Origin of the sequence: Tetzosporium hominis (assembly GCF_002265435.1) — a bacterium.
GTDB classification, from domain to species: domain Bacteria; phylum Bacillota; class Bacilli; order Bacillales_A; family Planococcaceae; genus Chryseomicrobium; species Chryseomicrobium hominis.
Genome location: NZ_NOKQ01000134.1, coordinates 256,495 through 274,671 on the forward strand (window position 1 = coordinate 256,495; position 18,177 = coordinate 274,671).

Consider the following 18,177-nt stretch of genomic DNA (forward strand, 5'->3'; position numbering starts at 1 on the left):
TATGTTTTTAAAGAGGCTTGAAATTGTAGGCTTCAAATCGTTTGCAGAGCGTATTGCTGTGGATTTCGTTCCTGGAGTCACAGCAGTCGTCGGGCCAAACGGAAGTGGAAAGAGCAATATCACGGATGCCATTCGCTGGGTGCTTGGAGAGCAATCTGCTAAGTCGCTTCGAGGAGCTAAGATGGAAGATGTCATCTTTGCTGGGAGTGCCTCGAGAAAAGCGCTGAATTTTGCGGAAGTCACGTTAGTACTAGACAACAGCGACCAGCTACTTCAGACAGAGTATGAAGAAGTCAGTGTCACAAGACGCGTCTACCGGTCCGGAGATTCTGATTACTTACTAAACCGACAGAGCTGTCGCTTAAAAGACATTACAGAATTGTTCATGGACTCAGGGCTTGGAAAAGAAGCATTCTCGATTATCTCTCAAGGGAAAGTTGATGAAATTTTAAACAGCAAAGCAGAGGATCGTCGCGCGATTTTTGAAGAAACAGCAGGTGTATTGAAGTATAAACAACGTAAGAAAAAAGCAGAGTTCAAGCTTATTGAGACCGATGACAACTTAAGCCGTGTACTGGATATCTTACATGAATTAGAAGGGCGAATTGAACCGCTTCAAATCCAAGCTTCTGTAGCTAAGGATTATTTAGCGTTCGCAGAAGAGTTGAAAGAGCGCGAAGTCAGTCTTGCTCTTTATGATATTTCTCATCAGACAGTTCAACTGGAAGAGAGCCGTAAGGAGAAAGTGTCATCTAAAGAAGCGATGGATAGGTTGACGGAAGAACGAGAACAGATGCTTGCGCAGTTAAAACAGTCCAAAGCATCCTTGTCCGAACTAGAGCAACAACTGGATCAGCTTCAAGATGAAGCGTTACAAATTTCAGCAACTCTAGAACGGCAAGAAGGTCGCAAGCTAGTTCTCGTAGAAAAGCAGAACAACAGGGCACAACAAGTTGACAAGTTGACGCGCTCTCTTGAAGTGGCGACACAAGAACTTCAAGATATTGAGAGCAAATTACAACAGATCTCAGAACAAAAACAAGAACACGCCCAAAAAGTGAAAGCACTTCGTTCGGAGCGAGCGAAACTGGAACAATTGACAGGGACGTCCGAACAGCAAATCGAGCAACAAATCGAGCAATTGAAATCCGATTACATCGAGTTATTGAATGAAGAAGCAGCACTCAAAAATGAGCAGCGCCTCCTACTGCAACAAAATGAAAAGCAGTTAGCGCATTTAGAACGGTTCTCGCAAGAAGTAGAGGAGATTGAGATCCATTTAGCCGATTCTAAAAAGAAAGTCGATGCAGTGGCTCTTGAAAAAGAACAGATTGATCAGAAGTTGGAGCAGGCACTGAGTTCTCACCGTGAAAGTAAGCAGCAAGCAGATCGCGTCACAGAAGAGTATGAGAAAAAACGTCAGCTTGTGTTTGATGGCTATCAACAGCTACACCAGTTGCGTGCAAAACGGGACTCTCTCGCAGAGCTTGAAGAAGAGTTTAGTGGCTATTTCCAAGGAGTCAAAGAGCTTCTAAAACAACGGGAGAGTGGAAAGCTTTCTGGAATTCATGGTGCAGTTGCCGAACTGTTTACGATTCCCTCTGAATACATAGCGGCTATCGATACAGCTATTGGCGGGCAAGCACAGCATGTGGTCGTTGAATCGACAAAAGATGCGCAGCAAGCGATTTCGTTTTTAAAACAGCATCGCTACGGACGAGCGACGTTCCTTCCGATGGACGTCATCAAACCACGTCAAGTGGCAAGCCACCAGCTGCAAAAAGTAAATGGACACCCGGCATTTATCGCTACAGCGAATGAACTGGTCACGACTGAACCTTCTTACCAAGCGATTCGCGACAATTTATTGGGCACAACTATTGTGGCTAAAAACCTGAAAGGCGCAACTGAACTTGCTCGGGTCATCCAGCACAGTTACCGCATTGTGACGCTTGATGGAGACGTTGTGCATCCAGGAGGTTCGTTAACGGGTGGGGCTGCTAAAAAACAAAGCTCTGTCTTTACTAGAAAAGCAGATCTAGAAAACTACACAAAGCTCGTACATAAGTTGGAAAAGGATTTAGCTCGTGCCGAGGCGGTTGTTGCTGATCTTAAAGAACAAAAAATCCGCTTAGATAGTGAAGTGGAAAAGGTGACGGCTCTAGGAGAACAGCTTCGACATCAGCAGCAAACGTTGCACCGAGACCTAGTGACTGCTAGTTCTCAGTTAGAAAAATGGCAAGAAAAACATTCGGTCTATCACTTGCAGCAACGCGAACAAGGAGAGGACCGAGATGTAGCAAGTGCGCGTCTGCAAGAAATTAAAGACCAATTGGCTCTTTTTGCAGAACAAACGGTCACAATCCAACAACAGATTCAGTCTCTTACAGAAGTGAAAACCAAGACAGTAGAAGAGAAAGATGCACTTCAGCATCAGCTTGGGGAACTGTTGACGACGATCGCAGTAGAAAGAGAACGGGGTCAGCAATTTGACCGCGACCTGTCGACACTTTCAGAATCAAGAGATAAAGCAGCTCAGCAAATCAAGCTATGGGAAGACGAGTTGACTTGGTACCAGTCAGGACATGATCAGCAAACGGAACAAGAGCTTGATCAAGAAATTGTGCGACTGGCTGAAACAAAACAACAGCTCTCTCTTACTATTCAGCAACTACGTGACACTCGTATGACACATCAACAAGAAATTCGTAAAACTGAACTTAAAGAAGAAGCGTGTTCTTCGAACCTACGAGATGTCTCGATTCGTCATGAGAAAGTGGCACTAGTTTGCGAGCAGCTTGAAAAATCTATTCATAGCCTTCACATGCTTCTGCTAGAAGACTACGATTTAGATTTTGAAGAAGCGAAGACTCAGTTTACTCTGCCGCAAGATAGTGAAAAAGAGCGTTCTAAGATTCGTCTTCTCAAGAAGTCTATTGAAGAACTGGGACCTGTCAACCTCTCAGCAATTGAAGAGTTTGAGCAAGTGAATGAGCGCTATCAGTTCTTGACTGAGCAGCGCACGGACCTTCTAGAGGCTAAAGAAACACTACACGTGGCCATTGCTGAAATGGATGAAGAGATGACAGAACGGTTCTCGACGACATTCTTTGAAATTCAAAAACATTTCCGCGTCGTCTTCCGCAAACTCTTTGGTGGAGGTCAGGCAGATCTTGTAATCACGCAGCCCGACAACATGCTTGAAACGGGCATTGAAATCGTCGCACAACCGCCAGGTAAGAAATTGCAGAACCTGTCGTTATTATCTGGTGGTGAACGAGCGCTAACAGCCATCGCACTACTATTTGCGATCTTGCAGACGCGTCCGGTTCCTTTCTGTATACTAGATGAGGTGGAAGCGGCACTCGATGAAGCAAATGTCGTGCGCTATAGCGACTACTTGAAGCAATTTGTTGAGGATACACAATTCATTGTAATTACACACCGTAAAGGGACCATGGAAGGTGCTGACGTGTTATATGGTGTTACTATGCAGGAGTCAGGAGTTTCCAAGCTGGTCTCTGTAAAACTTGAAGATTACGTATAAAGGATGAGGACGATGAGTTTTTTTAAAAAGTTAAAAGAAAAAATGTCCGGTACACCGGAAGAACAAATTGAAAAACAGACCATCACCGAAAAATTTAAAGGTGGTCTGACAAAGACGCGTGACCAGTTCACATCAAAAGTAAATGACCTTGTCGCTAAATACCGGAAAGTGGACGAAGACTTCTTTGAAGAACTAGAAGAATTGCTTCTTCAAGCAGATGTCGGTTTTGAGACAGTCATGGAATTGATGGACAAGCTTCGTTACGAAGTACAACGCAAGAACATTAAAGATACATCAGGTATCCAGTCCGTCATTGCAGAAAAACTTGTAGAGATCTATGAAAGTGGTGAAGAGCAATTATCTGAGCTTGAACTACCAGAAACAGGTCTCGGTGTCATCCTTTTAGTTGGGGTGAATGGTGTCGGTAAAACAACGACAATCGGTAAGCTTGCACATCGCTTGAAACAACAAGGAAAAACTGTGATGCTCGCTGCAGGAGATACATTCCGTGCTGGAGCTATTGATCAACTGCAAGAATGGGGCAACCGAACAGGTGTTGAAGTCGTCAAACAAGCAGAGGGCTCTGACCCAGCTGCCGTGATGTACGACGCAGTCCGAGCAGCAAAGAGTCGTGGTGTCGATGTGTTGATCTGTGACACAGCAGGACGCTTGCAAAATAAAGTGAATTTGATGAATGAACTTGAAAAGATTCACCGCGTAATTTCTCGTGAAATTCCAGATGCTCCGCATGAAGTTCTACTAGCGCTGGATGCTACTACGGGTCAAAATGCCTTGATTCAAGCTCAAACGTTCAAGGAAGTCACAAATGTCACAGGTATCGTGCTCACGAAACTAGATGGTACAGCTAAAGGTGGAATTGTACTGGCTATCCGAAACAAGCTTGGAATTCCAGTGAAATTTGTTGGTTTAGGCGAACAAATGGATGACCTTCAACCATTCGATGCAGACAAATATGTGTACGGTTTATTTGCTGAAGGATTGGAACTTGAAGATACTGAAGACAAGTAAAATTACTTGACACTACGTTGGACACCCACTAAACTAGTGGGTGTACCTATAAAGGAGCGAGAAGATGATTGAGAAAACGACCCGTATCAACTTCCTTTTTGACTTTTATCAATCTCTTTTAACCGATAAACAGCGCTCATATATGGAACTGTATTATTTAGATGATCTCTCATTAGGAGAAATCGCCGAGGAATATGAGATTTCGAGACAAGCGGTCTATGATAATATTCGTCGTACAGAAATGATGCTGGAAGAGTATGAAACGAAATTGAATTTGTTTGAGAAATTTGAACAGCGTCAACAATTGATTGAAGAGCTTGAGAAGACCATTGCGGATGGCTCTCACGAACAGCTCCACGCAATTCTAGAACAATTAAAAGGCGTCGAATAGGAGGAGCAGATAATGGCTTTTGAAGGATTAGCAGAACGACTCCAAGTGACGATGCAAAAGATTAAAGGTAAAGGAAAGATTTCCGAGGCGGACGTCAAAGAAATGATGCGTGAAGTTCGCTTTGCTTTGATTGAGGCTGACGTCAACTTGAAAGTCGTCAAAGAATTTATTAAGACGGTTTCTGAACGCGCAATTGGTCAAGACGTCATGAAGAGTCTAACACCAGGCCAGCAGGTCATTAAAATCGTTAAAGATGAATTGACCCAATTGATGGGTGGAGAACAAAGCAAGATTGCGTTCTCTACGCGACCACCTACTGTGATCATGATGGTTGGTTTGCAAGGTGCCGGTAAAACCACTACAAGTGGGAAACTTGCATCTGTTCTTCGGAAAAAGTACAACAAAAAACCACTTCTCGTAGCTGCTGATATTTACCGACCAGCTGCTATTAAACAGCTTGAAACGCTCGGGAAGCAGTTATCGTTGCCTGTATTTTCGCTTGGCACGGAGATTTCACCAGTCGAAATTGCACGCCAAGCGATTGAGCATGCGAAACAAGAGCACCATGATGTGGTAATCATCGATACCGCTGGTCGTCTTCACGTGGATGAAGCGTTGATGGACGAGTTGAAGCAGATTCGCGCTATTAAAGAGCCGGATGAAATCTTCTTAGTTGTGGATTCCATGACGGGGCAAGATGCAGTCAATGTGGCGTCAAACTTCAATGAAGCTCTAGGTATTACAGGAGTCGTCTTGACGAAACTTGACGGAGACACTCGTGGGGGAGCTGCCCTTTCAATTCGTTCTGTCACTCAGAAACCGATTAAATTTGTCGGTATGGGTGAGAAGATGGACGCTCTTGAAGAGTTCCATCCAGACCGTATGGCATCCCGTATTTTAGGTATGGGAGATGTGTTATCCCTTATCGAGAAGGCGCAAACCGAAGTCGATGAGACAAAAGCAAAAGAGCTTGAACAGAAGATTCGGACGCAGTCGTTCACATTTGACGACTTTATTGAACAACTGCAACAAGTGAAGAAGATGGGGCCTCTTGATGAGATCTTAAAGATGCTTCCTGGTGCAGGGAAAATCAAGGGTATAGAAAACGCAAAAGTGGACGAGAAACAGATGGGCCGTGTAGAAGCAATCATCTATTCTATGACGCCACATGAAAAGAGTCATCCAGAAAGTATCAATGGAAGTCGTAAAAAGCGAATTGCAAAAGGATCGGGAACTTCTATTCAAGAAGTAAACCGTCTGCTAAAGCAATTTGATGACATGAAAAAAATGATGAAACAGATGTCTTCTATGCAACAAAAAGGCAAGAAAAAGATGAATTTCCCTGGTATGGACGGGTTATTTCGATAACTTTATGTAGTGTTAAGAAAAAACACTTTACAAACTAAAAAAAGCTTGGTAATATACTATCTTGTGTGAAACTATTCGGAGGTGCACTAACAAATGGCAGTAAAAATTCGTTTAAAACGTATGGGAGCTAAAAAATCTCCTTTCTATCGTATTGTAGTTGCTGATTCACGTTCTCCACGTGACGGCCGTCAAATCGAAACAGTGGGTACATACAACCCACTTACTAAACCAGCTGAAGTTAAAATCAATGAAGAACTTGCATTGAAATGGCTTCAAGATGGAGCAAAACCATCTGATACAGTACGTAACTTGTTCTCTGAACAAGGTATCATGGAAAAATTCCATAACTCAAAATTCAATAAATAATCGGAGGTGACAGCATGAAGCAGCTGATTGAAACGATCGTTACACCACTTGTTGACTTCCCGGAATCCATCGAGGTCCATGAACAGACTTCAGGCAACCGAGTCGTCTATAAGCTTTCTGTACATCCAGAAGATATGGGGAAAGTAATTGGGAAACAAGGGCGCGTCGCGAAAGCGATTCGCACAATTGTCTATTCAGCAGCAAGCAGTCACCAATCAAAACGTGTTTTTGTCGATATTATGGATTGATCAAAAGGAAGAACTCACTGGTTCTTCCTTTTTGTTCGTTTACGTAGAGGGAGGAAGTCACTATGACAGAATGGTTAAATGTCGGAAAGATCGTCAATACACATGGGATTCGTGGAGAAGTCCGCGTGATGTCGTCGACAGATTTTCCGGAACAGCGATTTAAAAAAGGAAATAAATTAGGCTTATTCAGCGGAGATCAGCTTGTTACAGAAGTAACGGTCGCATCGCACCGCACTCATAAAAATTTCGATTTGCTGACTTTTGAAGGCATGCCGTCAATCAATGAAGTGGAACGTTACCGTGATCACTTATTGAAAGTAGAGAAAGCCGCATTGACAGAACTTGAGGATAATGAATTCTATTATCATGAAATTATCGGCTGCGTGGTCTATTCAACAGAAGGTGATGAGCTGGGTACGGTAACAGAGATTTTAGCGACTGGAGCCAATGATGTATGGGAAGTGACGCCTAAAAAAGGCAAGAAACATTATATCCCTTACATTGAACAAGTCGTGAAATCGGTTGATCCAGCTGAGAATAAGATTGTGATTGAAGTCATGGAAGGACTGCTCAGTGAATGAAGATTCAAGTGCTGACACTGTTTCCTGAAATGTTTGAAGGGGTCTTTGGTTCTTCGATTTTAAAGAAAGCCCAAGAGTCGGGACGTGCTGAGCTCGAAGTAATCAACTTTAGAGAGTTTTCTACGTCGAAACATAAGCAAGTAGACGATTATCCATATGGTGGTGGAGCAGGGATGGTGTTAAAGCCTGAACCCCTGTTTGCAGCTGTGGAAGAGCTGAAGAGCGCGTCTAGCAAACCACCTCGCGTGCTTTTAATGTGTCCTCAAGGAGTGCGCTTCACGCAAAAGAAAGCGGAAGAGCTTGCTGAAGAAGAGTCGCTTCTTGTGATTTGTGGTCACTATGAAGGCTACGATGAAAGAATCCGTGAGCACTTAGTGACGGATGAGATCTCAATTGGTGATTTTGTATTGACGGGTGGTGAGCTCGCGGCCATGACGGTCGTCGACAGTGTGGTTCGTTTGTTACCTGATGTATTAGGTAAGCAGGCGTCACATGAACAAGATTCGTTTTCTACAGGGCTTCTAGAACATCCTCATTACACACGTCCTGCTGATTTCAACGGTATGAAGGTACCAGATGTCTTGTTGTCTGGAAATCATGCAAAGATTGAGCAGTGGCGTCGTGAACAATCCTTGAAACGGACATTTGAACGCCGTCCAGATTTACTGGAAACGGCAAACTTATCCGAACAAGACCAAGCTTATTTAAAAACCTTAAAATCTAACTGACAAGTATTGCAACTTGTCAAACTTTGTGCTATGATGACTGATGTGCTTCTTATAAGTTGCACCTATTTTGGATGTTCCGCTGCAGCGGATATGCGTGTAAGAGCATTCGTATAAGGAGAGAAATGATTATGCAAAACATTATTTCAGAGATTACAAAAGATCAGCTTCGTTCTGACCTACCAACATTCCGTCCTGGAGACACTGTACGTGTACACGTTAAAGTTGTCGAGGGTACTCGTGAACGTTTACAGATGTTCGAAGGTGTTGTAATCAAACGTCGTGGCGGCGGTATCAGCGAAACTTTCACAGTTCGTAAAATTTCTTCTGGTGTAGGCGTTGAGCGTACATTCCCTGTACACACACCAAAGATTGCACGTCTTGAAGTGGTTCGTCGTGGTAAAGTACGTCGTGCGAAATTGTACTACCTACGTAACCTACGTGGTAAAGCAGCTCGTATTAAAGAACTTCGCTAATTGGAATACTGTATGTTGTCGCAAGACAGCATACAGTATTTTTATTTGGGCAAGGCTAACAGTAGAGAAAACCCTGTAATTTTTGTAAGATAGAAGCTGAGGGGAGAGCGAGCTACTATGGAAACAACTAAAAAGAAAAATGAAGTATGGGAATGGGCAAAAGCCATCTTGATCGCATTCAGTATTGCGGCCATCATCCGGTTCTTCTTGTTCACACCAATAGTGGTGGACGGTGAATCAATGATGCCAACATTACATGATGGAGACCGCATGGTCGTCAACAAGATTGGCTATGAAATTGGAACTCCTGAACGGTTTGAGATAGTCGTATTCCATGCACCTGAACAAAAAAACTATATTAAACGCATCATTGGTCTTCCTGGAGACCATGTTGCCTATAAAGATGACCAACTCTATATCAATGGAGAACCCATTGATGAGCCATATTTAGAAGAAAAGAAAGCTGAAATTACAGAAGGAACTCTAACGGAAGATTTTACACTTGAAGAGCAAACGAATATGTCGGAAATTCCAGAAGGCTATTTCTTCGTTATGGGAGACAACCGCCGCTATTCAAAGGATAGCCGCCACATTGGTCTTGTTCCCCAAAATGAAATTATTGGAACGACCAATCTGATTTTCTGGCCTCTTCAAGATGCGACCATTATAGAGTAAAGGTGATTACATGACCATTCAATGGTTCCCTGGCCATATGGCGAAAGCCCGTCGGGAAGTAACAGAAAACTTAAAATTAGTAGATATCGTATTTGAATTAGTCGATGCACGTTTACCTGTGTCATCACGCAATCCGATGCTCGAACAGATCGTCCATCAGAAAATCAAGTTGATGATTTTGACGAAAGCTGACATGGCAGATGAAAAGCAGACAGTCAAATGGATTCAGTATTTCGCAGATCACGGCATTCAAGCAGTGGCCATCAATTCTTTTGAAGGCAAAGATCTTCAAAAAGTATTGAAAGAAACAAAAGTGCTGCTTCAGCCAAAATTTGACCGAATGAAAGCACGAGGCATGAAGCCGAGAGCCATCCGTGCCATGATTCTCGGAATTCCAAACGTTGGGAAATCGACTTTGATCAACCGCTTTGCTAAAAAGAACATTGCTCGTACAGGGAACACACCAGGTGTTACGAAGTCGCAGCAGTGGATCAAGATTGCAAAAGAACTAGAACTTCTTGATACACCAGGGATTCTTTGGCCGAAGTTTGAAGACCAGCAGATTGGCTTTAAATTAGCCCTTTCTGGAGCGATTAAAGACGCTGTGCTTCGAATGGAAGATTTGGCAGTCTACGCACTTCGTTTCTTAGAAGAGCATTATCCGGAGCGTTTGCAAGAGCGCTATCAGATGACTACGGTCGGGGATGACTTGGAAGCGGTATTTTCTCACATTGGTCAGTTACGGAAGACGTATGCTGCTGGTGGAGAGATCGATTATGATGCAGTGGCAGAACTCATTGTGCGTGATGTTCGGAATGAATATCTTGGCAGGTTAACATTTGATTTTGTGGAAGAACAAGACCCTTTGGACTGATCCAAGGGGTTTTTTGCTAGGTCTAGAAATTAAATTGAGAAAGCTAAAGTGTTCTTTTATAAAATTTTTTAACAGCTGAACCGACTTTTACGCTTAAATCGTGCCTGACTTGGCACTGTTTCCAGAAGGGCCGTGCCGAATCTTCCCAATCGCTTCACGGATGAAGCGACACGGGTGATATCCGGCATCGACCTGATCCTTTAGGAAACAGCCCCAAGATCTACGGCACGCTTTTTCGCTTTCAAATAAAATGGATTCGAGAACATACATAATTTTGAACCTGAGATGCCTCTTTCCCAGGGAATTAAGAGGTTCTCGGAGACCCCGCAGGAGTAAAGCGAAGCTTTGTTCACGACGAGGGAGGCTTCAAGGTTCTCCCCTTGGAAAGGGGCTTCTCAGGTGAAACTCGCTACACAAATATAGAATTCTGATGGCTACTCCCACAGATAAGCGTGTCTTTTCCGAACGCTCTCAGCTAACTAGTTAAACTATATTTTTTAAAAGAAAGGGGTCGATGAAATGGAGTCGATTCAAACAATCAAAGAAAAGCTAAAACTGCTTGAGCAAGAAACCGAATGGCTTAGTGCACTCCGGCAAGACACGCGTAGCGGCGTCCAAAAGCTCATCACAAGCTGGGACCGTAGATTAGCCAAGCGCGAGCAACGCTGGTCGGACTATCTTGAGCGCACCGCATTCGATCGCTCCTTTGGCGAAGGAATCGTAGCAGGAGTCGACGAAGCAGGGAGAGGCCCCCTCGCAGGACCTGTCGTTACTGCTGCCGTCATTTTACCGGAAGATACGACCGCACTCTGGGAAGTCAATGACTCCAAACAACTTACTAAAGAAGCACGAAAACATCTTGCAGAGCTTATACGACAACACGCTCTCCATTATGCAATACATATTCAATCACGTGAACAAATCGATCAACTCAATATTTACGAAGCCACAAAACAATCCATGGTACTCGCAATTGAGCAACTGGAACAAACGCCAACTATTATAGTATCGGATGCCATGCCCTTACCTGTGACACAGCCGTGTCATGCCATTATTAAAGGAGATGCGAAAAGTCTATCGATTGCGGCAGCCTCCATTCTCGCAAAAACGACCCGTGACGCGTATATGGAAGAACTAGGGCTCAAGTATCCTCAATTTGGTTTTGAGCAACATGCGGGCTATGGAACGCCCTCTCACTTGCAAGCAATTGAAGAGCACGGCATATGTGAGGAGCACCGACGCTCATTCGAGCCTATAAAGTCACTTGTTGCAAAATGAGAGAAATTTGAAAATTCGCAGTTTCAGACTTTTATGGACATATTGTGACAGGTTTTATACAATGGGGAAGGTAGTAAACTCAATAGTTCGATTGGAGGACGCACAATGAATATCCATGAATACCAGGGAAAACAATTGCTACGTCAATATGGAGTTGCCGTGCCAAATGGAATCGTTGCTTTCTCACCTGAAGAAGCAGTGAAAGCAGCAAAAGAATTAGGCTCAGCAGTAACAGTTGTCAAAGCACAAATTCACGCAGGTGGTCGCGGTAAAGCTGGCGGAGTTAAGATTGCCAAAAATCTTGATGAAGTCCGTGAATACGCAAAAGAACTTTTAGGTAAAGTTCTTGTGACGCACCAAACAGGTCCAGAAGGTAAAGAAGTGAAACGTATCTACATCGAAGAAGGTAGCGATATTGCAAAAGAATATTATATCGGCCTTGTATTAGATCGTGCAACTTCACGAGTAACTCTTATGGGTTCTGAAGAAGGCGGAATGGATATCGAGGAAGTAGCAGCTAACACACCTGAAAGACTTTTCTACGAGGAAATTGATCCAGTAGTCGGCCTAACAGGATTCCAAGCTCGTCGTATGGCGTTCAACATGAACATCCCAGCTAAGCTTGTAAACAAAGCTGTTAAATTCATGATGGGTCTTTACAAAGTATACGTTGAAAAAGATGCAGCTATCGTGGAAATCAACCCACTAGTTGTAACTGGCGACGATCAAGTTATCGCTCTTGATGCGAAATTCAACTTCGATGCGAACGCATTGTACCGTCATCCGGAAATCATGGAAATGCGTGATTACGATGAAGAAGATGCAAAAGAAATCGAAGCATCAAAATATGACCTAAGCTACATCTCTTTAGATGGCAACATCGGTTGTATGGTTAATGGTGCAGGTCTTGCAATGGCTACAATGGATACGATCAGCTACTACGGCGGCTCACCCGCTAACTTCCTTGACGTTGGGGGCGGTGCTACAGCTGAGAAAGTAACTGAAGCATTCAAAATCATCCTTTCAGATAAAAACGTAAAAGGTATTTTCGTTAATATCTTTGGCGGTATCATGAAGTGTGACGTTATTGCTGAAGGTGTCATCATCGCTGCTAAAGAAGTAGGACTACAAGTACCACTTGTTGTTCGTCTTGAAGGTACGAACGTTGACTTAGGTAAGAAAATGCTGAACGAATCTGGCTTGAATATTATTGCTGCAGATTCAATGGCAGACGGCGCACAAAAAATCGTGAAACTTGTAGGATAAGAAAGGCAGGGAGATAAAATGAGCGTATATATTAATAAAGATACGAAAGTACTCGTTCAAGGAATCACGGGCTCAACTGCTCTTTTCCATACAAAACAAATGATTGAGTACGGTACAAAAATCGTTGCAGGTGTGACTCCTGGTAAAGGCGGCACAGAAGTAGAAGGCGTTCCAGTATTCAACACTGTTGAAGAAGCTGTTAAAGCTACAGGCGCTAATGTATCTGTTATCTATGTACCTGCACCATTCGCTGCAGATGCAATCTTAGAAGCTGTAGATGCTGAACTAGATATGGCTATCTGTATCACAGAGCACATCCCAGTTCTAGACATGGTCAAAGTGAAACGCTACATGGAAGGTAAAAAGACTCGCTTAGTCGGTCCTAACTGCCCAGGTGTTATCACAGCTGACGAGTGTAAAATTGGAATCATGCCTGGTTACATCCATACAAAAGGTCACGTCGGAGTGGTTTCTCGCTCTGGTACACTTACGTATGAAGCGGTTCACCAGTTAACTCAAGAAGGAATCGGCCAAACTACTGCTGTAGGTATTGGTGGAGACCCAGTTAACGGAACAAACTTCATCGATGTTCTTAAAGAGTTCAACGAAGATGAAGACACATATGCTGTCGTCATGATCGGTGAAATCGGTGGAACTGCAGAAGAAGAAGCAGCTGAGTGGATCAAAGCTAACATGAAGAAACCAGTTGTCGGCTTCATCGGTGGACAAACTGCACCTCCAGGAAAACGTATGGGCCACGCAGGAGCAATCATCTCTGGTGGTCAAGGTACAGCTGAAGGTAAAATCAGCGCAATGAAAGAAGCGGGTATGAAAGTAGCTGCAACTCCATCTGTAATCGGAGAAACTTTAATTGAAGCAATTAAAGAAGCAGGTCTTTACGACGCTTGTAAAACACACTAATATAAAAGATACGGCAGCCGCCGTATCTTTTTTTATCCCCAAATCTACTAAAGAGGTGACTTGTGAACAAACGTCAGCAATTGCTCGCACTGCACAGCCTGATCCCTTGGCCATGGAACCGTCTCCGACCAATCTTCGATTATTTGACCTCTTCACACCCATTTCCTACAGAGATACCTAATATCCCTAATGTTGTCCTTCAAAAATGGCCCGAGGCCTCAACGTTTCCTTTCGATCTCTACTACGAACAACACACTATCACACCTATCACTATATTCGACACTTCCTATCCAGCTCGTCTCAAGGAATTACATGATCCTCCTGCTGTGATTTATATAAAAGGCCACGCCGAGTTACTTCAAAAACGTACAATGGCTATCATTGGTTCTAGAAAAGCTACTTCCTATTCTAAAGAATGCATTGCACATTTTATGCCGTATTTTAAAGAACAGAACTGGGGAATCTGCAGTGGAATGGCAGTTGGAGCAGATACGATGGCTCATGAAGCGGCACTTTCACATGACGTGAGCACAGTAGCCGTATTAGGGTCCGGGTTTCAATTTATCTATCCTCCGTCAAATCGTAAATTATTTGAACGACTTGTAAATCATCATCTAGTTATTAGCGAGTATCCTCCGCATACAGCTATTTCTCCTCACCAATTTATCGCAAGAAATCGTATTATCAGTGCATTGTCTGACGGATTGCTTGTGACTGAGGCTGAGAAAAAGAGCGGCACCATGTCCACGGTTGAGTTCTCTTTGGACCTTGGTAAAGAAGTTTTTACAGTGCCTGGAAGGATTGATTCTCCCCTCAGTGCAGGGCCTCATTTTTTACTTCAACAAGGGGCTCAATTGCTCCATTCAATAGAAGATTTACACCACATTTTGGGGACGCAAAAAAACTTCGTGAGATGAAAAGCCTTGCAATCAGTGGAAAACTGTTATACATTTTGCTTCAGGTATTTGTTTTTATCGTGAAGCGGATTACCTTCTATTTAAAGGAGGCCAATTATGTCAGATTATCTAGTCATTGTAGAGTCCCCAGCCAAAGCGAAGACCATAGAAAAGTATTTGGGGAAAAAGTATAAAGTGAAAGCATCAGTAGGACACGTCATTGATTTACCACGTAGTCAGATGGGTGTCGATGTAGAGAATAACTACCAACCAAAATATATAACGATTCGTGGAAAGGGCCCTGTTCTTCAAGAACTCAAGACAGCTGCCAAAAAAGCGAAAAAAATCTATCTCGCGGCTGACCCCGACAGAGAAGGGGAAGCTATTGCATGGCACCTTGCTAATGCGCTTTCCATTGATGCAGATTCTGATTGCCGTGTTGTGTTCAATGAGATCACAAAAGATGCGGTCATCGAATCGTTTAAGCATCCACGACCATTAAACCGTGATTTAGTCGATGCACAACAAGCGCGACGTGTTCTTGACCGTCTTGTAGGGTACAACATCAGCCCAATACTATGGAAGAAAGTCAAAAAAGGCCTTTCTGCAGGTCGCGTTCAATCCGTAGCGTTACGTTTAATCATCGACCGTGAGAATGAGATCAAACAATTCGTTCCAGAAGAGTACTGGTCAATTGAAGGCGCCTTTGAAAAAGGGAAAAGCGTGTTCGACGCCATGTATTACGGAACAACAAAAGAAAAGAAAAAACTGACTTCTAAAGAAGAAGTAGACGCTGTATTAAAGTCGATGAAAGGCAAACAGTTTACAGTAGAGAAAGTCGTGAAGAAGGAACGCAAACGCAATCCATCTCCAGCATTCACGACATCGTCGCTTCAACAAGAAGCAGCACGTAAACTGAACTTCCGAGCTCGTAAGACGATGATGCTTGCACAGCAGCTCTATGAAGGAATCGACCTTGGAAAGAAACAAGGAACGGTCGGTTTGATCACATATATGCGTACAGACTCGACTCGAATTTCTGATAGCGCTAAAATAGAAGCTTCAGGCTACATCGAAGAAAAATACGGCAAAGAATTTAATTCAACTACTCAGGCAGCAAAATCTTCGAAAAAGACACAAGATGCCCACGAAGCGATTCGACCTACAAGTGCCTTGAGAACACCAGATGAAGTAAAAGCTATTTTGTCACGTGATCAGTACCGCTTGTACAAGTTAATCTGGGAGCGTTTCATTGCTAGTCAAATGTCACCTGCTGTACTGGATACAGTAGCTGTCGACCTCGTCAACCAAGATGTGATGTTCCGCGCAAACGGCTCACAAGTGAAGTTTGCAGGGTTCATGAAAGTATACGTGGAAGGTTCTGACGACCAAGTCGATGACAAAGACAAGTTACTTCCAGACCTCGCTGAAGGCGAAAAAGTGAAAGCTTCTGCCATTGAACCGAAGCAACACTTCACGCAACCACCTCCACGCTATACGGAGGCGCGTCTTGTCAAGACACTAGAAGAGCTAGGTATAGGTCGTCCGTCAACGTATGCACCGACATTGGATACGATTCAAAAGCGAGGCTATGTCACGCTTGAAACGAAACGTTTTGTACCAACAGAATTAGGTACAATCGTGCATGAACTCATGATTGAGTTCTTCCCTGATATCATCGATATCGAGTTCACTGCTCAGATGGAGCAAGACTTAGACCGAATAGAAGATGGGCAGATTGAATGGGTGAACTTGATTGACCGCTTCTATGTGGACTTCGAAAAACACATCAAACATGCAGATGAAGAGATGGAAAAAATCGAAATCAAAGATGAACCGACAGGAGAAGACTGTGAGAAGTGTGGTTCACCTATGGTCTACAAATTAGGGCGTTATGGCAAGTTCATGGCGTGTAGCAACTTCCCAGATTGCCGCAATACAAAAGCAATCGTCAAAGAAATAGGAGTTCCATGTCCAACTTGTAAAAAAGGACAGCTGTTAGAGAGAAAAAGTAAAACCAAACGTATTTTCTACGGTTGCGATCAGTTCCCGGAATGTGATTTTGTCTCTTGGGATAAACCAATCAACCGTCCATGTCCGAAGTGTGAAGCACTTCTTGTGGAGAAAAAACTGAAAAAAGGCATTCAAATTCAATGTGTGTCTTGTGATTATAAAGAAGAAGTACAAAGCTAGAAAGAAGGCAATCATCTTATGAATCAGACAGTACATGTAATCGGAGCCGGTCTTGCAGGTAGTGAAGCGGCTTGGCAATTAGCAAAACGTGGCATTCAAGTAAAACTTTATGAAATGCGCCCGGTGAAACAGACGCCCGCGCACCATACAGATAAATTTGCGGAACTCGTTTGTTCTAACTCATTACGTGCCAACACATTGACAAACGCAGTTGGTGTCATCAAAGAAGAGATGCGTATGCTCGACTCGTTGATTATCAAGTCAGCAGACAACAGTTCCGTGCCTGCAGGAGGCGCTTTAGCAGTAGACCGTCATGACTTTGCTGGTCGAGTAACGGACACAATTCGCAACCACCCTAACATTGAAGTGATCAACGAAGAAGTCACAGAGATTCCAGATGGCATCACAATTATTGCTACAGGTCCTTTGACATCACCGGCGCTTGCAGAAAAAGTAAAAGAGTTGACAGGTCAAGATTACCTGTACTTTTATGATGCGGCAGCACCGATCATCGAAAAAGATAGTATCGATATGGAAAAAGTGTATCTGAAGTCTCGTTACGATAAGGGCGAAGCAGCTTACCTCAACTGTCCGATGACAGAAGAAGAATTTGACCGATTCTACGAGGCCCTTTTAGAGGCGGAAGTTGTGCCACTAAAAGAGTTTGAAAAAGAAATTTACTTTGAAGGTTGTATGCCTGTAGAAGTGATGGCGTCTCGTGGTCGCAAGACATTACTATTCGGACCAATGAAACCAGTAGGACTTGAAGATCCGAAAACTGGCAAGCGTCCATTTGCAGTGGTTCAACTTCGTCAAGATGACGCGGCTGGAACTCTTTACAACATCGTTGGTTTTCAGACGCACCTTAAATGGGGACCACAAAAAGAGGTTCTTCAATTGATCCCAGGACTTGAGAATGTGGAAATTGTACGATATGGCGTTATGCATCGCAACACGTTTATCAACTCTCCTACGGTTCTTGAACCGACGTATCAGTTGAAAGCCGATAAAAAGATTTTCTTTGCAGGACAAATGACTGGCGTAGAAGGATACGTAGAGTCGGCAGGGTCTGGTTTACTAGCGGGAATTAATGCAGCGCGTCTTGTTTTAGGAGAAGAGCCAATTGTTCTTCCTCCTGAGACGGCTTTAGGAAGCATGGCTCGTTACATTACAGAAGCCGATTCAAAAAACTTCCAACCGATGAATATCAATTTCGGTCTTTTCCCAGCATTACCAGAGCGCATCCGCGATAAAAAGGTGAAGTCTGAGAAATTAGCCGACCGAGCTTTGACAACAATTCAAAATTTTGTGAAGAGTAATTCACTTTAATTGCTTGAGCCCCT

At 43.5% G+C, this 18,177-nt stretch carries 17 protein-coding genes; all 17 read left to right on the plus strand.

Annotation, left to right across the window (positions count from 1 at the left end):
- The first annotated feature begins 1 nt into the window (after position 1).
- The 17 genes from smc (at position 2) to trmFO (ending at position 18,163) form a co-directional block, all read left to right on the plus strand.
- On the plus strand, positions 2-3,547 hold the full coding sequence (gene smc, locus CF394_RS02235; RefSeq protein WP_094941634.1) for a chromosome segregation protein SMC: 3,546 nt from the start codon (positions 2-4) through the stop codon (positions 3,545-3,547).
- Between the two features lie 12 nt (positions 3,548-3,559).
- Positions 3,560-4,576: a signal recognition particle-docking protein FtsY gene (gene ftsY / locus CF394_RS02240; RefSeq protein ID WP_094941635.1), complete on the plus strand. Its 1,017-nt coding sequence runs from the start codon at positions 3,560-3,562 to the stop codon at positions 4,574-4,576.
- 64 nt (positions 4,577-4,640) lie between these two features.
- Positions 4,641-4,967, plus strand: coding sequence for a putative DNA-binding protein (locus tag CF394_RS02245; protein WP_094941636.1), 327 nt, complete (start codon positions 4,641-4,643; stop codon positions 4,965-4,967).
- Between the two features lie 12 nt (positions 4,968-4,979).
- Positions 4,980-6,335, plus strand: coding sequence for a signal recognition particle protein (gene ffh, locus CF394_RS02250; protein WP_094941637.1), 1,356 nt, complete (start codon positions 4,980-4,982; stop codon positions 6,333-6,335).
- Positions 6,336-6,428: 93 nt separating this feature from the next.
- Entirely contained in the window at positions 6,429-6,701 is a 273-nt protein-coding gene (gene rpsP / locus CF394_RS02255; RefSeq protein WP_094941638.1) for a 30S ribosomal protein S16, read from the plus strand.
- Positions 6,702-6,715: 14 nt separating this feature from the next.
- Positions 6,716-6,949, plus strand: a complete 234-nt coding sequence (locus CF394_RS02260; RefSeq protein WP_094941639.1) for a KH domain-containing protein — start codon at positions 6,716-6,718, stop codon at positions 6,947-6,949.
- A gap of 62 nt (positions 6,950-7,011) precedes the next feature.
- The gene (rimM, locus tag CF394_RS02265) at positions 7,012-7,530 is read left to right on the plus strand and encodes a ribosome maturation factor RimM (protein WP_094941640.1); all 519 of its coding nucleotides are present in this window, start codon (positions 7,012-7,014) and stop codon (positions 7,528-7,530) included.
- On the plus strand, positions 7,527-8,258 hold the full coding sequence (gene trmD / locus CF394_RS02270; RefSeq protein WP_094941641.1) for a tRNA (guanosine(37)-N1)-methyltransferase TrmD: 732 nt from the start codon (positions 7,527-7,529) through the stop codon (positions 8,256-8,258). Before rimM ends, trmD begins: the two co-directional genes overlap by 4 nt.
- Positions 8,259-8,386: 128 nt before the next feature.
- Positions 8,387-8,731: a 50S ribosomal protein L19 gene (gene rplS, locus CF394_RS02275; protein ID WP_094941642.1), complete on the plus strand. Its 345-nt coding sequence runs from the start codon at positions 8,387-8,389 to the stop codon at positions 8,729-8,731.
- Between the two features lie 117 nt (positions 8,732-8,848).
- A complete protein-coding gene (gene lepB / locus CF394_RS02280) occupies positions 8,849-9,406 on the plus strand; it encodes a signal peptidase I (RefSeq protein WP_094941643.1) in 558 nt (185 codons plus the stop codon).
- 10 nt (positions 9,407-9,416) lie between these two features.
- Entirely contained in the window at positions 9,417-10,280 is an 864-nt protein-coding gene (gene ylqF, locus CF394_RS02285) for a ribosome biogenesis GTPase YlqF (RefSeq protein ID WP_094941644.1), read from the plus strand.
- Between the two features lie 519 nt (positions 10,281-10,799).
- Positions 10,800-11,558 carry a ribonuclease HII gene (gene rnhB / locus CF394_RS02290; RefSeq protein WP_094941645.1) on the plus strand — a complete coding sequence of 253 codons (759 nt, stop codon included), beginning with the start codon at positions 10,800-10,802 and terminating at the stop codon, positions 11,556-11,558.
- A gap of 105 nt (positions 11,559-11,663) precedes the next feature.
- Positions 11,664-12,824, plus strand: a complete 1,161-nt coding sequence (gene sucC / locus CF394_RS02295; RefSeq protein WP_094941646.1) for an ADP-forming succinate--CoA ligase subunit beta — start codon at positions 11,664-11,666, stop codon at positions 12,822-12,824.
- An 18-nt stretch (positions 12,825-12,842) separates the two neighbouring features.
- A complete protein-coding gene (gene sucD / locus CF394_RS02300) occupies positions 12,843-13,745 on the plus strand; it encodes a succinate--CoA ligase subunit alpha (RefSeq protein ID WP_094941647.1) in 903 nt (300 codons plus the stop codon).
- A gap of 62 nt (positions 13,746-13,807) precedes the next feature.
- On the plus strand, positions 13,808-14,662 hold the full coding sequence (gene dprA / locus CF394_RS02305) for a DNA-processing protein DprA (protein ID WP_094941648.1): 855 nt from the start codon (positions 13,808-13,810) through the stop codon (positions 14,660-14,662).
- A gap of 96 nt (positions 14,663-14,758) precedes the next feature.
- Complete coding sequence (topA, locus tag CF394_RS02310) at positions 14,759-16,834, plus strand: type I DNA topoisomerase (protein WP_094941649.1); 2,076 nt, start codon at positions 14,759-14,761, stop codon at positions 16,832-16,834.
- A gap of 18 nt (positions 16,835-16,852) precedes the next feature.
- Positions 16,853-18,163 (plus strand): FADH(2)-oxidizing methylenetetrahydrofolate--tRNA-(uracil(54)-C(5))-methyltransferase TrmFO, encoded by a 1,311-nt coding sequence (gene trmFO, locus CF394_RS02315; protein WP_094941650.1) that lies wholly within the window; start codon positions 16,853-16,855, stop codon positions 18,161-18,163.
- Positions 18,164-18,177: the final 14 nt, after the last annotated feature.

What these genes read in the sequence shown, in the direction of transcription:
- smc (WP_094941634.1), top strand. Translation starts at nt 2, where the DNA reads ATGTTTTTAAAGAGGCTTGAAATTGTAGGCTTCAAATCGTTTGCAGAG.
- ftsY (WP_094941635.1), top strand. Translation starts at nt 3,560, where the DNA reads ATGAGTTTTTTTAAAAAGTTAAAAGAAAAAATGTCCGGTACACCGGAA.
- CF394_RS02245 (WP_094941636.1), top strand. Translation starts at nt 4,641, where the DNA reads ATGATTGAGAAAACGACCCGTATCAACTTCCTTTTTGACTTTTATCAA.
- ffh (WP_094941637.1), top strand. Translation starts at nt 4,980, where the DNA reads ATGGCTTTTGAAGGATTAGCAGAACGACTCCAAGTGACGATGCAAAAG.
- rpsP (WP_094941638.1), top strand. Translation starts at nt 6,429, where the DNA reads ATGGCAGTAAAAATTCGTTTAAAACGTATGGGAGCTAAAAAATCTCCT.
- CF394_RS02260 (WP_094941639.1), top strand. Translation starts at nt 6,716, where the DNA reads ATGAAGCAGCTGATTGAAACGATCGTTACACCACTTGTTGACTTCCCG.
- rimM (WP_094941640.1), top strand. Translation starts at nt 7,012, where the DNA reads ATGACAGAATGGTTAAATGTCGGAAAGATCGTCAATACACATGGGATT.
- trmD (WP_094941641.1), top strand. Translation starts at nt 7,527, where the DNA reads ATGAAGATTCAAGTGCTGACACTGTTTCCTGAAATGTTTGAAGGGGTC.
- rplS (WP_094941642.1), top strand. Translation starts at nt 8,387, where the DNA reads ATGCAAAACATTATTTCAGAGATTACAAAAGATCAGCTTCGTTCTGAC.
- lepB (WP_094941643.1), top strand. Translation starts at nt 8,849, where the DNA reads ATGGAAACAACTAAAAAGAAAAATGAAGTATGGGAATGGGCAAAAGCC.
- ylqF (WP_094941644.1), top strand. Translation starts at nt 9,417, where the DNA reads ATGACCATTCAATGGTTCCCTGGCCATATGGCGAAAGCCCGTCGGGAA.
- rnhB (WP_094941645.1), top strand. Translation starts at nt 10,800, where the DNA reads ATGGAGTCGATTCAAACAATCAAAGAAAAGCTAAAACTGCTTGAGCAA.
- sucC (WP_094941646.1), top strand. Translation starts at nt 11,664, where the DNA reads ATGAATATCCATGAATACCAGGGAAAACAATTGCTACGTCAATATGGA.
- sucD (WP_094941647.1), top strand. Translation starts at nt 12,843, where the DNA reads ATGAGCGTATATATTAATAAAGATACGAAAGTACTCGTTCAAGGAATC.
- topA (WP_094941649.1), top strand. Translation starts at nt 14,759, where the DNA reads ATGTCAGATTATCTAGTCATTGTAGAGTCCCCAGCCAAAGCGAAGACC.
- trmFO (WP_094941650.1), top strand. Translation starts at nt 16,853, where the DNA reads ATGAATCAGACAGTACATGTAATCGGAGCCGGTCTTGCAGGTAGTGAA.